A 15,420-nucleotide genomic window follows, 5' to 3' on the forward strand; every position below is an offset into this window, starting at 1 on the left:
TTTTAGTCCGCGAATGGAATGGCGTAGATGATTCACTCGCGGACTAAAAGTCCGCGCTACTCAGCTCCTTGATGGCCAGCCAGGCCATGAGGCCGGGGCCGGTGGCCAGCGCCTGCTCGTCGATATCGAAAGTGGGTGTGTGCACGGAGGCGGCAAAACGGCCATCGGCGTGGCGCGTGCCGAGGCGGTAGAAGCAGGCCGGCGCGGCCTGCGAGAAGTAGGCGAAGTCCTCGGCGGCCATCCATTGGTCGAGCTCAACCACGTTTTCGGGGCCGAGGTATTCTTCGGCGGCGGCGCGGACGCGGGCGGTGAGGGCAGGCTCGTTTTCCAGGTAGGGGTAGCCGTGGCGGATTTCGAGCTCGCACACCGCGCCCATGCTTTCGGCCAGGCCTTCGCAGAGCTTGCGCAGGTGCTGGTGGGCCTCGGCGCGCCACTCCTCGTTGAGGGTGCGGAAGGTGCCTTCGAGGTAGACTTCGTTGGGAATAACGTTGGTGGCACCGTTGGCGATGACCTTGCCGAAGCTCAGCACCGAGGGGATTTTGGGGTTGGCGCGGCGGCTCACGATTTGCTGGGCGGCCACGATGATGTGGGCGGCTACCAGCACGGGGTCGAGGTTCATTTCGGGCATGGCCCCGTGGCCGCCCTTGCCTTTTATCGTCAGGTACAATTCATCGGTGCTGGCCATGTAACGGCCAGGGCGCAGGCCGATTTTGCCGGCTGGCAGGTGCGGAAAAACGTGCTGCCCCAGCACATGGCCCACGGCCGGATTTTCCAGCACACCTTCCTTTATCATCAATGAAGCGCCGCCCGGCAGCCGCTCCTCACCGGGCTGAAACATCAGCTTCACGGTGCCTTTGAACTCGCCTTTCAGCTCATTCAGGATGCGGGCCGCGCCCAGCAGCGAGGCGGTATGCACATCGTGGCCGCAGGCGTGCATCACGCCGGGGTTGGTCGATTTGTAAGGCACGTCGCTGGTTTCCGTGATGGGTAGCGCGTCCATATCGGCCCGCAGCGCGATGGTGGGCCCGCCGGGCTGGCCTTCGATAAGGGCCACCACGCCGGTGTTGGCAATGGGCTGCGGCTTCAGGCCCAGCTTCTCCAGCTCCCGCGTGACAAATGCGGCAGTGTTCACTTCTTCAAACGAAAGCTCGGGGTGCGCGTGCAGGTGCTGGCGAATGGCAACGGTATCGGCGGCGTGGGCAGCGGCGAGGGCCTGGATGCGGGGAATGAGGGTGTCGGGCATGGGTAGTAGGCGTTAGGCAGTCAAACGCCCCTCCTTACCAAGGAGGGGATGTTCGAGCCAAAGGCTCGGACGGGGGGGGTGGCACCGCGGGGTGGGCGTTGAGCGGCTTGCGTTGGCATCGTTCCGGGTGGTTATTCGGCCTTGGTTCAACGCCAACAACCACCCCAATTTCAGCTTCGCTGAAATGTCCCCTCCTTGGTAAGGAGGGGAATTTTTCGTTCTATCTGCCCCTCCCCTACGGGTTCTTGTTCAGCACCACCTGGGTGGCTTCGAGCTCCAGCTTAGGGGTGAGGCCGCGCAGGCGGGCCATGGCGCGGGCCGCGTCGAGCTTAGTAAGGTAGTCGCCGATATAGAGGCGGTAGACCGGCGATTTGAAGGTGATGTAGTCCGTCTCGTCGGGGTAGCGGCCGATGACGGTGCGACGGATGGCCATCACTTGGTCGCGCTCCAGACCGAGGTACACCAGCAGGCGGTAGCCCTGGGCATACTTCACGTTCTGGTTGGTGTAGGCCTGGTCACGCAGGCGCTGCTCTACCTGGGGGTTGACGTGGTTGGTGGGCAGCACGATGGTTTTGGCGGGCGCGGTGGCCAGGATGGGCGTGGCTTTGGGAGCGGCGAATACCGGGCGGTACTTCGTCACGTCCTCGGCGGGCATGGGAGCGGCGGTGGCGGCTTTTTTAAGCGTGGTATCGGCGGGGGTGCTGGTGCGGGGGGCCTGCGGGGCCGTGCCAGCGCAGGCCGTGAGCCCGAAAAGCAGGGAGGCGACGAGCATCTTAGGCAGCAGTCGGTTCATCGGATTCAGCAATCAGGGCCAGGCTATTGGACGAGCCGATGCGGTCGGCACCGGCGGCCACCAGGGCCAGCGCAGCTTCGCGGGTGCGGATGCCCCCGGCCGCCTTGATGCGCACGGTATCGGGCAGGGAGCGGCGCATGAGCTCGATGTCGGCCACCGACGCGCCCCGGCTGGCAAAGCCGGTGGAGGTTTTCACGAAATCGGCCTCGCCTCCCACGCAGAGGCGGCAGGCCAGCTCGATTTCCTCGTCCGAGAGCAGGGCGGTTTCGATGATGACCTTGAGCAGGGCCTGGTGCACGTGGCAGAGGTCGGCCAAGTCCAGAATTTCGGCCTGAATGGCATCGGTCTTGCCCGATTTCAGGGCCGAGACGTTGATAACCATGTCCAGCTCCGTGGCCCCGTCATACAAGGCCACCTCGGCTTCCTTGAACTTCACGGCCGAGGTAGCATAGCCCAGCGGAAATCCGATGACGGTGCAGATGCCCACCGCCGTGCCCGCCAGCCGGCCGGCGGCCAGGGCCACGTAGCAGGGCGGCACGCACACCGTGGCGAAGCCGTGAGCGGCAGCCTCTTCGCAGAGCTGAATGATTTGCGCTTCCGTGCAATCGGGGCGCAGCAGGGTGTGGTCGATTCGGGCGGCGAGAGTCATGGGACAAAGGTACGGCGGGGGGCGGTGCTACGCCGCCCCGCCCCCCGGTACAAGAAAGGTCCGCTGCACGTGCAGCGGACCTTTTGGTTTTACGAACGGCTGCTCCCTACTCCACCACCAAGCGGGCCGTGGCCGTGCCTCCGCTGCCGGCCACGCGCACGGCGTAGAAGCCGGCGGGCAGGCCCGTGAGGTCGAGGGTGGTGCGGGCGGCGGGCTGGGTGCGCACGGGGCGGCCCAAGGCGTCGAGCACGGTGAGGTTGGCCGCGCCCAGGCCGGCGGGCAGTTGCACGGTGGCCGTGCCGTGGGCCGGGTTGGGACTGAGGCTGAAGCCTGTCAGCGCTACCGCACCGGCCGTAGCCAGCGGGCTGGCAGCCAGCGAGGCCAGAAAGCCCACGCTCGCCGAGGCCGCTGTGGCAATGGACTGGCTGCCAAACGTGGCCGGCGGCGTGGCGACTCCCCCCACATATACGGTGCTGCCCAGCACGGCCACGGTATTAGCGCCATCGCCGCCGGGGCCGCCGGCTTTCTGGGCCCATACAAACGTGCTGGCCGGACCGCTGTCATTCAGCTTGGTCACAAATATGTCGGCCGTGCGGGCGGTAGCGCCCGAGCTATTGGCCAGGTTGATGGTGCCAAAGGTGGCCGTGCTGCTGGTGAAGCCGCCGGCCATGTACACATCGGGCCCGCTCACGGCCAGGGCGGTGGCGCCGTCGGTGGCGGTGCCGCCGGCCTGCTGCGCCCAGATAAACGTGCTGCTAGCGCCAGCATCGGCCAGCTTGGCCACAAAGATGTTGGCCGGGCCGGCGCTCACCACGCCGTTTACATCAAAAATGGCGAGGCCGCCAAAACTGCCGGCCACGTACACATTGGTGCCGCTGAAGGCCAGGGCGGTGGCCAGGTCGGCATTGGGGCCACCGGCGCTTTTAGCCCAGGCCAGGGCGGGGTTATTGCCGCCATCCGTGAATTTGAGGACGTACGCATCGCGCCCACCGTTGCTGCTGAGAGTGGTGCCGCCGCCCAGGCTCAGGTTACCGGTGTAGTCGCCGGCCAGGTACACGCTGGTGCCATTCGCAGCCAGGGCAGCGGCGGCATCGTCGGCGGCATTGCCCCCAAAGGCCCGCGCCCACACAAAGCCGGCCGTGGTGCCTGCATCGGCGAGCTTGGTGAGAAAAACGTGGGCCAGGCCGGGCGTGGTGGCCCCGGCGGTGGGGTTATTAATAGTGAGACGGCCCAGCGTGGCCGTCTGGCTGCGGAAAGTGCCGGTGAGGTACACGTTAGCCCCGCTCACGTCGAGCGCCGTGGCCCGGTCTTCGTTGAGGCCGCCGACCGGCTGCGCCCACACAAAGCTGGCGCTGGTGCCCGCATCGCTCAGCTTCACTACAAAACCATCAGTAGCGCCGGCCGACGTCAAATTGATAGTACCAAAGCTGGCCGCCACGCCAAAGGTGCCGGCCACAAACACGCTCGCGCCCCGCACCGTGATGGCCAGGGCCTGGTCGTTGTTGGCCCCGCCGGCCCGCTGCACCCAGGCAAAGCGCTGGTTGGCCACGTTCCATTTGCCCACGAAGACATCGGTGGCCCCGGCACTGGTGAGCAGCGCCCCGCCCATGGCTACGGTGCCCGCAAAGTAGCCCGTCACGTAAAGGTTGGTACCGGTGGCATCAGGCGCGCTGGCCGTTACGGTATAGGCCCCGTTGCTGGCCGTGGCTACGGCTGTGGCCATTTGCCAGGCGGGGGCCTGGGCATGGGCCGCCTGCGGAGCAGATTTTCCAAGCAGCAGCCCGGTTAGCAGCAAGCTGCGCATCAGGGTAAAGGTGTGTTTCATAAAAGCGGGGGAATTCGGGGTTGTGCGTATTCCCGTTGACCACCGCGGCCGCGGCTGGTTTAATCCTGCTCTCAGCAAAAACGCCCCGACCAACCGGCCGGGGCGTTTCATTTTCCATTTAAAAAGCGGGCGGAACTAGTCTACCAGTACGGCACGGCCGCTTTCCACGTCCTGCTCTACTGATTTGTATTTCACGTCGCGCTTCACGGTGCCGTCCATGTACTGCACGTTCACTTTGTCGTTGCGGTTGGCCACTTTCTGGCTGCGCACCGGCACTTGCTTTTCGGCTACCTGGGGCGACTGGTAGTCGGGTCCCATGTCCTCGGGGCCGGCTCCGAGCGAGTCGAGACTGCTTTCGTGCTCTACGGTGAAGTTGGTTTGCTGCTCCTCGTCTTCGAGGTAGTAGTCCTGCTCTTCGTTGGTGCCCACCATGCTGGTGTTCACCGGTACATCGGCGTGGAAGAGGAAGGTGGTGGTTTCCTCGTTCACCTTGCCAATCATGCGTTTGAACAGCTCGAAGCTCTCGAACTTGTACACCAGGAGGGGGTCTTTCTGCTCGTACACCGCGTTTTGCACCACCTGTTTCAGGTCGTCCATCTGGCGCAGGTGCTGGGTCCAGGCCGTATCAATTACGCTTAGCACCACCACTTTCTCCATCTGGCGGAGGATGTCGTGGCCGCCGGTGGCCTGGGCACGGCGCAGGTTGGCAATGGCCTGCACCTGCTTTTTGCCATCGGTGAAGGGCACGGCGATGTTCTCGTAGGGCGCGCCGTTGCTCAGCAGGTCGTTCACCAGCGGCAGCGAGTTCGAAGCAATGTGCTCGTTCTTGCTCTGGAAGTAGCCAAGGGCCTCATCGTACAGCTTCTGCGTGAGAGCCGGCACCTGCAGGCTGGTGAGGTCCTGCGCTGTGAGGTAGGTATCGTAGCCGAATACCTTGATGATGTTCAGCTTGAAATCCTCGAAATCACCCGTGATTTTGTGGCCGGCGGCGATGTCCTCGCTCACGTCGTAAATCATGTTGAGGATGTCGACTTCCATGCGGTCGCCGTGCAGGGCGTTGCGGCGGCGCTTGTACACCACTTCGCGCTGGGCGTTCATCACGTCGTCGTACTCCAGCAGGCGCTTGCGCGTGCCGAAGTTATTTTCCTCCACCTTCTTCTGAGCGCGCTCGATGGAGTTGGTAATCATTGAGTGTTGGATAACCTCGCCCTCTTCCATGCCCATGCGGTCCATCAGCTTCGCAATCCGGTCCGAGCCGAACAGACGCATCAGGTTGTCCTCAAGGGAAACAAAAAATTGCGAAGTACCCGGGTCGCCCTGACGGCCGGCGCGGCCCCGCAGCTGGCGGTCGACGCGGCGGCTTTCGTGGCGCTCCGTGCCGATGATGGCCAGACCACCGGCCTCACGCGAGGTTTCGCGCAGCTTGATGTCGGTACCACGGCCAGCCATGTTGGTGGCAATGGTCACGGTGCCGGGGTAGCCGGCGGCGGCCACAATCTCAGCCTCGCGCTGGTTCTGCTTGGCGTTGAGCACCTGGTGCTGAATGCCGCGCAGTTTGAGCATACGCGACATCAACTCCGAAATTTCCACGCTCGTGGTACCCACGAGCACGGGGCGGCCGGCCTCTACCAGCTTCTGGATTTCCAGGGCCACGGCGTTGTATTTCTCACGCACCGTTTTGTACACCTGGTCGTCGGAGTCTTTGCGCGAAATCACCCGGTTGGTGGGAATCACCACCACGTCGAGCTTGTAGATTTCCCAGAACTCGCCGGCTTCGGTTTCGGCCGTGCCGGTCATGCCGCACAGCTTGTGGTACATCCGGAAGTAGTTCTGCAGCGTCACCGTGGCGTAGGTTTGGGTGGCGTCTTCCACGCGCACATTTTCCTTGGCTTCGATGGCCTGGTGCAGGCCGTCGGAATAGCGGCGGCCTTCCATTACGCGGCCAGTCTGCTCGTCCACGATTTTCACCTTGCCGTCGTCGGTCAGGATGTACTGGTCATCCTTCTCAAACAGCGTGTAGGCTTTCAGCAGCTGGTTCACGGTGTGCACGCGCTCCGATTTCTCGTTGTAGTCGCTCATCAGCTTGTCTTTCTGCTGGAGCTTTTCTTCGGCCGAGAGGGCGGCATTTTTCTCGATGTCGGCAATGGCCATGCCGATGTCGGGCATGATGAACAGCTTGGGGTCTTCGCCCTGCGCCGTAATCAAATCCAGCCCTTTTTCGGTCAGCTCAATCTGGTTGTTCTTCTCGTCAATCGTGAAGAACAGCGGCTCGTCGGCTTTCGGCATCTGGCGCGAGTTGTCGGCCAGGTAATGGTTTTCGGTGGCTTGCAGCACGGCACGGATGCCGGGCTCCGACAGGTACTTGATGAGCGGCTTGCTCTTGGGCAGGCCGCGGTGGGCGCGGAACAGCATCAGGCCGCCTTCGCCATTTTTGTCACCTGGTTCCACGCCGGTTTTGCCAGCAGCAATCTGCTTGCGGGCTTCTACCAAGTAGGCTTGCACTACTTTTTTCTGCTCATCCACCAGGCGCTGAATGCGCGGCTTGAGCTGGTAGAACTCGTGCACGTCGCCACGCGGCACCGGGCCCGAGATGATGAGCGGCGTCCGCGCATCGTCAATCAGCACGGAGTCCACTTCGTCGACCATGGCGAAGTGGTGCTTGCGCTGCACCAGCTCCTCGGGGTCGCGCGCCATGTTATCGCGCAGGTAGTCGAAGCCGAATTCGTTGTTGGTGCCGTAGGTGATATCGGCCTGGTAGGCGGCGCGGCGCTCCGGTGTGTTGGGCTGGTGCTTGTCGATGCAGTCCACCGTGATGCCGTGGAATTCGAACAGCGGCGCGTTCCATTCGGAGTCACGCTTGGCCAGGTAGTCGTTGACGGTAACGAGGTGCACGCCGCGCTTCGACAGCGCATTGAGGAACGAGGGCAGCGTCGAAACCAGCGTTTTGCCTTCGCCCGTCGCCATTTCAGCGATTTTGCCCTGGTGCAGCGCAATGCCGCCAATCAGCTGCACGTCGTAGTGCACCATGTCCCAGGTGATTTCGGCGCCGGCAGCCGTCCAGGTATTGCTCCAGATGGCCTTGTCGCCCTCAAAAGTCACGTTGGCGTGCGTAGCGGCGTACTCACGGTCACGGACATTGGCAGTTACTACCAGGCGGCCGTTTTCCTTGTAGCGGCGAGCCGTATCCTTCACAATGGCAAAGGCCGAGGGCAGCACTTCCAGCAGCACGGCTTCGAGGTCCTTGTTGCGCTGCTTTTCCAGCGCGTCAATTTGCTCGAACAGCACTTCTTTCTGGGCCACGTCCAGCTGCAGCTGCGTGTCGATTTGCTGGTGCAAACCGGCAATCTGCCCGTCGAGGCCGGCGAGGTGCTCGGCAATGCGGGCGCGCACGGCGTCGGTCTGGTCGCGCAGCTGGTCGTCGGTCAAACCGGCCAGTTTGGCATATTCGGCATTAATCAGCGCCACGTAGGGCACGATTTCCTTTAAATCGCGCTCCGACTTGGAGCCAAATATTTTGGCGACGGTCTTGCCTAGGAATTCAAACATCAGGTAGTTTTTATAGCGATAAGCGCGGTGGCGCACCTCAAATTTACGGAGCGTTCCGCTAAAACCGTCCCAAAACGAAAAGCCCCGCCAAAATGGCGGGGCTTTTTATGCAGCGTGCACTCGCAGAGTCCGCGCTACTGCGTGGCTACTCCTGCTTCGGCGAACGGCTGATGAGCTTCTCCACCAGCGACGTGCTGCCCGAAATAGCGGGGAGCACCGGCTTGCTGGCATTTTCCTTCTCCGTCAGCTTCTTATAGAGCGTCAAGGCCTGGGCTACCACCTGGTCCATGTTGTAATACTTGTAGGTGGCGAGGCGGCCCACAAAGTGTACGCCCGGCGTTTCATCGGCCAGCTTCTTGTACTTGTTGTACAGCTCGGCGTTTTCGGGCATCGGGATGGGGTAGTACGGGTCGCCCTCGGCCTGCGGGTACTCATACACAATGGCCGTTTTGGGGTGGTCCTGACCGGTCAGGGCCTTGAATTCGGTAATGCGGGTGTAGGGGTGCTCGTTGGGGTAGTTCACCACGGGCGCGGCAAGGTGCTTCTCCTTGTTCAGCGTTTCGTGCTTGAATTCGAGCGAGCGGTAAGGCAGCTTGCCAAATTTGAAGTCGAAATACTCGTCTACGGGGCCGGTGAAAATCATTTCCTTGAAGGGAATGAAGTCCATAATTTCGTGGTAATCCGTATTCAGCATCACCTTGATATTCGGGTGGTTGAGCATGTTCTCAAACATCCGGGTGTAGCCGTGCAGCGGCATGGCCTGGTAGGTGTCGGTGAAGTAGCGGTCGTCGCGGTTGGTGCGGGTGGGCACGCGGCTAGTGACGGACTTATCGAGCTGCGAGGGGTCGAGGCCCCACTGCTTGTTGGTGTAGTTCTTGAAGAATTTGTTGTAGAGCTCGCGGCCTACTTTGCTCACCACCACGTCTTCCGAGGTCTTGATAACATCAACGTGCTCGGCTACGGAAGCGAAGAATTCCTCCACTTCAAAGCTGGTCAGGTTCAGCCCGTAGAGTTTGTTGATGGTATCGAGGTTGATGGGCATCGGCACATGCTGGCCATCTACCGAGGCCAACACGCGGTGCTCGTAGGGGCGCCAGTCGGTGAAGTTGCCAAGGTAGTCGAACACGTCTTTCGAGTTGGTGTGAAAGATGTGCGGGCCGTACTTGTGCACCAGGATACCGTCTTCGTTGTAGTGGTCATAGGCATTGCCACCAATGTGGCTGCGCTTGTCAACTACAAGGACTTTTTTATTGCTGCGGGTGGCCAGCCGTTCGGCCAGCACGCTACCGGCAAAACCGGCCCCAACGATGAGGTAATCAAACATAGTGCAGGGTATGGAAATGAGGTAAAGAAAGAACGTTACTGAAAGCGAATTGATGCGTTAATAATCAGGCAAACAATGCAATACGTTTACCGAACAGGGGTGACGGGCGGTAAGTACACCTCCGAAACCTTGGTGGGCATGAGGGGCGCCCCGGCCACGGTGGTGGTGGAAGCATCGGGCTTTTTGGCCCAGAGGCGGTCCTGCATCAGGTCCACCATCTGCTGCCAGGTCTGGTCCCAGGAGATGGTGGCCAGGTAGTCGTCGGTACGCTGGCGCCAGTCGGCGTCGTCGCGCTGGGTGAGGGCCTTGGCAATGGCCTGGCCGAAATCGGCGGCGTTGTCGGCAATCTGCACCAGGTTCAGGTCGCCGTAGGGCCGCACCACGTCACGGATGGGCGTGCTCACTACGGGGTTGCCGGCGGCCAGGTATTCCGGCGTTTTAGTCGGCGAGATGAACTTTGTGCTCTCGTTATCAGCAAACAAAAGCGTTGCTACATCCCAACCCTTTAAATAGGCCGGCAGTTCCTTATAATCCTTCCCCCCGAGGTAGTGCACGTTGGCGGTGTGGGGCAAAGTGGCAGGGTCAATCTTTACCACCGGGCCGATGATGACAAACTGCCATTCGGGGTGGTTTTGCGCGAGCTGGCGCAGCAGCTCAATATCGAGCCGCTCGTCTACCACGCCAAAGAAGCCGATGCGCGGGTGCGCGATGCCGGCCTGGTCGGCGGGCTCGGCCATCGGGCCACGGGCCTGGCCGAAGTGGGCCTTGTCAATACTGCTGGGAAATGGGTGCGCGTCGGGGTGCTGCTCGCGCTTGGCTTCGAAGAGCGTGTGGCCGCCGGTAAACACAAGGTCGGCTTTGGCAAAGAGCTCCTGCTCACGCTTTTTGAGCTCGGGCGGGGCAAATTTGAAAGCGGCCAGTTCGTCCATGCAGTCGTACACGGTGAGTTCGGGGTGGAACTGGCGCGACTTGCCCAAGGCCATGGGCGTATAGTACCAAAAGATGTACTTCGTGACGCCCTGCTCGGCGAAATAGTGGGTAAGCACCTCAAATTCGGCCTGTTCGGCTGCGGTTTCATCGGCCCGCAGGCGGTTGGGCAGGTGCACCACTACCACTTTCACGCCGTTGTCGCGCTCTTTGATTTCAACGTGCGGCTCGATGAGGTCGTCGTTGTGGTAAAAAGCGTCTTCGACGTAAAAAACCCGGCCCTGCTGGGCAAAGCGTGACATGAGGTGTTGCGGCCGCTGCCACACAAAATCCCAGTGCAGGTGCGCAAAGCACACCAGGTCGGGCAAGGCATAAGGACGTTTGTTTTCGGCGGCTGGGTCGCTGGGCCGGGCAGCGGTGGTGGAGGCACGCAGGGACGCATCCACCGTCGAAGAAGGGGGCATGAAAAGTAGCAGGAAAGAGGGTTTTTCGCGCCGCGCCGGAGGTACTCTCAACCTACCCGGCCGGGGCGCTTGCTACCCTATACGGAGCCCGCCGGCCAAAGGATATAGCCCAGCTTATTTTGCTAAAACTCACCAATCCTTCACTTTATCAATGAAATATACAGCTATGCTATTTCTCTAGCGACTTAGCAAACACTGCCACTCCACGGCATCCTGCCAGCCGGTGGCGGTGCGCAACCACGCCTGTCGCGTGCCCACTCGCCGGAAGCCAGCAGAGGCAAAAAGTCTCATACTGGCCGGGTTATCTGCCCCTACGGTGGCATAAATCTGGTGCAGGCGCAGGACGGCGCGGGCGTGGTTTTGCAGCAGTTCCAGGGCCTGACGGGCGTAGCCGCGCTGCCGCTCGCGGGCCAGAATGGTGATGCCCACGCCTGCCCGCTGATGCAGCGGGTCGTAGTCGAACAGGTCGACGACGCCCACGGCTGGGCTGCCAATATCAGTAGTAATCACCAGCCGCAACTGGCGCACTACGTAGAAATCTGCACCGGCGTGTTCCAGGTATTCGCGCAGAGCGTGGCGCGACACGGGCGCCAGCGTATCCGACACGCCCCAGATGTCGGGGTCGTTTTCCAGAGCGTAAAGAAATTCGAGGTCGTCGGGTTCGAGGGCGCGCAGGTGCATGCGGTAAAGGTAAACCACCACCCGCCCCTGCCCGCAGGGCATTGGGCAGGATACAATGAGCAAGAAAAAAATAAATTGTGCACAATTAAACATTATACAACCGTTCTCCGTTTACCTTTGCGATACCACATGGCAACGTCCCCCACCCCATCCGTCAAAGATTCGCTGCTCAAGCTGGAAAGCCAGATTTGCTTTCCGGTTTATGCCGTGTCGCGGCTCATTACCAAAGCCTACCAGCCGCTGTTGCAGGCTCTCGACCTTACTTACCCGCAGTACCTCGTTTTTCTGCTGTTGTGGGAGCATGAGCAACTGACGGTGAAGGAGCTGGGCGAAAAACTACTCCTCGACTCGGGCACGCTCACGCCGCTGCTCAAGCGCATGGAGCAGAAGCAATGGCTGAGCCGCCGCCGCGACCCGCGCGATGAACGGTCAGTCATCATCGCGCTGCAGCCGGCCGGCCGGGCGCTGGAAGCCCAGGCCCAACAAATCCCGATGCAGATGCTCGACAAAATGCAGCTATCGGAAGCCGAAATTCTGTCGCTGCGCACTCACCTCACGCATTTACTTACCCAGTTGGCCTAGCGGCCGACACTTATTGCTTACCCACTTTTTCTTACCAACATTCGGATGAAAATCGAAAAAATCTTCACGGCCCAGGCCAAAGCCAAAGGCGGCCGCGACGGCCAGATTACCTCCAACAACCAAGTGCTCGACCTGACGCTGAGCACGCCCAAGGAAATGGGCGGCCCCGGCAAAGCCGGCTCCACCAACCCCGAGCAGCTCTTCGCCGCCGGCTACGCCGCCTGCTTTGAAGGGGCGCTGGGCGTGGCCGCCCGCCAGGCCAAAGTGCGCCTCGACAACGTGACCGTGGAGGCCCTCATCGGCTTCGGCAAGGCGGAGGACGGCGGCTACGGCATCTCGGCCGATTTGCACGTCAACCTGCCCGGCATCGAACAAAAGCAGGCCGAGGAGCTGGTGGAAGCCGCCCACGGCATCTGCCCCTACTCGCGCGCCACCAAAGGCAATATCGAGGTGAGCCTCACCACGACGACCAACGCCTAAGCGACTGGTTGCCGAAATAAAAAAGAGGCCCTGACGTGCGTCAGGGCCTCTTTTTTATGCGCTAAAACGGACAATTGCTATACTTCGCCACCAAACACGCGCACCGCCGGGCCGCTCAACCACACGTTAGCAAAGCCGCCATCGGGGCGCTGCTCGAAGCTCACTTCCAGCTCGCCGCCCATGGTTTGCAGCCGCACGGGCGAAGTAGCGCCGCGTTGCGAGGCGGCCAGCGCCACGGCCGTGACGCCGGTGCCACAGCTCAGAGTTTCGTTTTCGACGCCGCGCTCGTAGGTGCGCACGGGCCAGGCGTGGGCGGGGTCGGCGGGGATTTCCACGAAGTTGACGTTGGTACCGGCGGGGTCGTAGGCCTGGTCGTGGCGAATATCGTGGCCCGCGCCGTACACATCGAACTCGGCTAGCGTGGGGTGCTCTTCGGGGTCGAGGAAGTGGATGTGGTGGGGCGAGCCGGTGTGCAGAAACACGTCGTCCTCCCCTGTTCCGGCTTCGATGGGGGCATTCACGTCAATCATTTTGAGGCGCACGGTGCCGTCGGGCTCCACGCGGGCGTCGTGAGGGCCATCTACTGCCAGGAAATGCGTTGTTTCACCAATCAGCCCCAGGTATTTGGCGAAAGCCACGGTGCAGCGGCCACCGTTGCCGCACATCGAACTGGGCCGGCCGTCGGCATTGAAGTACACCATTTCGAAGTCGAAATCGGGCTTGTTGCGCAGCAGGATAAGGCCATCGGCCCCGATGCCGAAGCGGCGGTGGCAGAGCTGGGCAATCAAGGCGTGGTCGGTTTCGTCGAAGGCGCGGGCACGGTCGTCAATCATGACGAAGTCGTTGCCGGTGCCCTGGTATTTATGGAATTGCATCATTAGGAATAAGTTAGCCAGAACGAGGTAGAGACGCATATTTGCGTCTCATCGTTCGCACCGTTTGGGCCAGTTGTTATACGAATGCCGGCCGTTCAACGACGGGACGCAAATATGCGTCTCTACCTCGTTTCAGCCGCGAATCAATGCCCCTGGTCGGCCAAATCGCCGCAGCGCAACCAGTTTTCCCAGCGCTTGCGCTTTTTGGCGATTTTGCCGCGCAGGTACTTTTCCATAATCAGGGCGGCGCAGGGGGCGGCAGAGAGGCCGCCGAAACCGGCGTTTTCGATGTAGACGGCCACCACGATTTTCGGCGTTGAGGCCGGGGCGAAGCCGGCGAAGGTGGCATGGTCGTCGCCCTCGTCGTTTTGTACCGTGCCGGTTTTGCCGGCCACCGAAATACCCACGTCGTCGAGGTTGGCCAGCTCGGCGGTGCCGCCTCGGCGCAGGGCCGCCACCATGCCGGGGATGAGCTCGGCAAAATGGACGCTATCGACCAGCGTGCGGTGCTGCTCGCGGAAGCGCGGCAGCGGGCCGCCGCTGCCCACGCTGCGCACAAAATGCGGAATGTAGTAGTAGCCGCGGTTGGCGATGATGGCCTGGACGTTGGCCATTTGCAGGCCGGTCAGGTTGATTTCACCCTGGCCGATGCTGAGCGAATAGATGCTGCCGTAGGTCCAGCCGCAACGACCGCGGCGCTTGTCGTAATAAGCCGGCGTGGGGATGAAGCCGGGGCGCTCCTGCGGCAAATCGACGCCCAGCAGCGTGTCGAGGCCGAAGGATTTGACGTGGCGCGTCCAGGCAGCCAGGTTCAGGTGGCGCTGAGCGCAGGTGTCCACGGGCTGCACCAGCGAGTCGGGCACGTTGTTCACCACGTTGCGCATCACCTGGTAGAAGTAGGGATTGCAGCTGTATTTGAGGGCTTGGGTGAGGTTGCGGGCGTTGGGGTGCTCGTGCACGCAGTTGATGAGCGACTGGTCGCAGCGGAAGCCGGTATCAGCCGTGATGCCGCCCAGCTGCAGCGCCACGGCCGCGTTCACCAGCTTGAACACCGAGCCCGGCGGGCTGGCTTGCAGCGCGGCGCGGTTGAGCAGCGGCATGTCTTCGGCCAGCAGCAGGGCGCTGCGCTCGCGCCCCCGGCCGGGCGCGGTGATGGTGGCGGGGTCGTAGGTGGGGGCCGACACGTAGCACAGGATTTCGCCGGTGGCAGGCTCCAGGGCCACGATGTAGCCTTTGCGCTCGCGCATGATGCGCTCGGCGTAGGCCTGCAATTCGGTATCGAGGCTGAGGTGCAGGTCCTGGCCGGGGTGGTAGATGGTATCGGTGGCCCAGGTGCCGTGGGACTGGTTCAGCACATCTACCAAAGGGTGGTAAGCACCGAAGCTGCCTTTCAGCAGGCCATTGTAGTAGGTTTCGAGGCCGCCGTTGCGCAGGCGGTAGAAGCGGCCCCGCGCCAGCCGCTGCGCCTGGTACAGGAAGGGCTGGGCATTGGCATAGGCGTAGCCCAGCACGGGCGCGGCCACGTGCGTGGCGTAGTTGCGGGCCGTGTATTCGCGCAGCTTGAGCTTGGGCCACTCGCTTTGGTGGCGGCGCAGGATGGCGTATTCAGCAGCCGTTAAATCCAGTTGCAAGGGCAATTCACGGCGGCGCAGGTCGCGGCTGCGGTACTCAAAAGCGCTATCCGGCCAGCCCAGCAGGCGGTTGAGGCGGGTAGAATCGAGGCGGCCCCAGGACGGCAGCACCAGCAGGTAGCGCGGCCCGGTGTAGGCCAGCACCGAGTCGTTGCGGTCGAGAATGCGGCCCCGGTGCGGCCAGAAAGCCTCGCGCTTTGGCGTGTAAGTATCATGCGGCAGGATAACGCCCACGCCGGGCACGGGCACGCGCCGCCACCACAGTACCAGGACCAGCCCGGCCAGCAGGAGAACGACAAGTAATGCAGCTAACTTCTTGCGGTGGGCGGGCAGCATCCGGCAAAGCTAGTGTTCTGCTAGCAGCTTGGCCCACACGCTTCGATGAACGGGGCCTGTCACC

General features: G+C 62.1%; 12 protein-coding genes. 2 read left to right on the plus strand and 10 right to left on the minus strand.

Annotated features, from left to right (window positions below):
• Positions 1-43: 43 nt before the first annotated feature.
• The 8 genes from ACYVM5_RS03775 to ACYVM5_RS03810 all read right to left on the minus strand — a co-directional run bounded on the left by ACYVM5_RS03775 (position 44) and on the right by ACYVM5_RS03810 (position 11,452).
• Positions 44-1,243, minus strand: a complete 1,200-nt coding sequence (locus ACYVM5_RS03775) for a M20 metallopeptidase family protein (RefSeq protein WP_460616844.1) — start codon at positions 1,241-1,243, stop codon at positions 44-46.
• 235 nt (positions 1,244-1,478) lie between these two features.
• Positions 1,479-2,036 carry a hypothetical protein gene (locus ACYVM5_RS03780; protein WP_460616845.1) on the minus strand — a complete coding sequence of 186 codons (558 nt, stop codon included), beginning with the start codon at positions 2,034-2,036 and terminating at the stop codon, positions 1,479-1,481.
• Positions 2,017-2,685 (minus strand): 2-deoxyribose-5-phosphate aldolase, encoded by a 669-nt coding sequence (gene deoC / locus ACYVM5_RS03785; protein ID WP_460616846.1) that lies wholly within the window; start codon positions 2,683-2,685, stop codon positions 2,017-2,019. The genes ACYVM5_RS03780 and deoC overlap by 20 nt, the downstream gene beginning before the upstream one ends.
• A gap of 106 nt (positions 2,686-2,791) precedes the next feature.
• Entirely contained in the window at positions 2,792-4,510 is a 1,719-nt protein-coding gene (locus ACYVM5_RS03790; RefSeq protein ID WP_460616847.1) for a T9SS type A sorting domain-containing protein, read from the minus strand.
• A 135-nt stretch (positions 4,511-4,645) separates the two neighbouring features.
• Positions 4,646-8,056, minus strand: a complete 3,411-nt coding sequence (gene secA, locus ACYVM5_RS03795; protein WP_460616848.1) for a preprotein translocase subunit SecA — start codon at positions 8,054-8,056, stop codon at positions 4,646-4,648.
• A 145-nt stretch (positions 8,057-8,201) separates the two neighbouring features.
• Entirely contained in the window at positions 8,202-9,380 is a 1,179-nt protein-coding gene (gene glf, locus ACYVM5_RS03800) for a UDP-galactopyranose/dTDP-fucopyranose mutase family protein (protein WP_460616849.1), read from the minus strand.
• Positions 9,381-9,466: 86 nt separating this feature from the next.
• Positions 9,467-10,771, minus strand: coding sequence for a glycosyltransferase family 1 protein (locus tag ACYVM5_RS03805; RefSeq protein WP_460616850.1), 1,305 nt, complete (start codon positions 10,769-10,771; stop codon positions 9,467-9,469).
• 177 nt (positions 10,772-10,948) lie between these two features.
• Positions 10,949-11,452: a GNAT family N-acetyltransferase gene (locus ACYVM5_RS03810; RefSeq protein WP_460616851.1), complete on the minus strand. Its 504-nt coding sequence runs from the start codon at positions 11,450-11,452 to the stop codon at positions 10,949-10,951.
• A gap of 129 nt (positions 11,453-11,581) precedes the next feature.
• Between ACYVM5_RS03810 and ACYVM5_RS03815 the strand changes: the two genes are divergently transcribed.
• On the plus strand, positions 11,582-12,034 hold the full coding sequence (locus tag ACYVM5_RS03815; RefSeq protein ID WP_460616852.1) for a MarR family winged helix-turn-helix transcriptional regulator: 453 nt from the start codon (positions 11,582-11,584) through the stop codon (positions 12,032-12,034).
• A gap of 45 nt (positions 12,035-12,079) precedes the next feature.
• Positions 12,080-12,514 (plus strand): organic hydroperoxide resistance protein, encoded by a 435-nt coding sequence (locus ACYVM5_RS03820; protein ID WP_460616853.1) that lies wholly within the window; start codon positions 12,080-12,082, stop codon positions 12,512-12,514.
• A gap of 77 nt (positions 12,515-12,591) precedes the next feature.
• Here the strand turns inward: ACYVM5_RS03820 and dapF are convergent, their stop codons facing one another.
• Both dapF and ACYVM5_RS03830 read right to left on the minus strand, forming a co-directional pair.
• Positions 12,592-13,392 carry a diaminopimelate epimerase gene (gene dapF / locus ACYVM5_RS03825; protein WP_460616854.1) on the minus strand — a complete coding sequence of 267 codons (801 nt, stop codon included), beginning with the start codon at positions 13,390-13,392 and terminating at the stop codon, positions 12,592-12,594.
• 140 nt (positions 13,393-13,532) lie between these two features.
• A complete protein-coding gene (locus ACYVM5_RS03830; RefSeq protein ID WP_460616855.1) occupies positions 13,533-15,356 on the minus strand; it encodes a peptidoglycan D,D-transpeptidase FtsI family protein in 1,824 nt (607 codons plus the stop codon).
• Positions 15,357-15,420 lie beyond the last annotated feature (64 nt).

This window comes from Hymenobacter ruber (genome assembly GCF_054783255.1).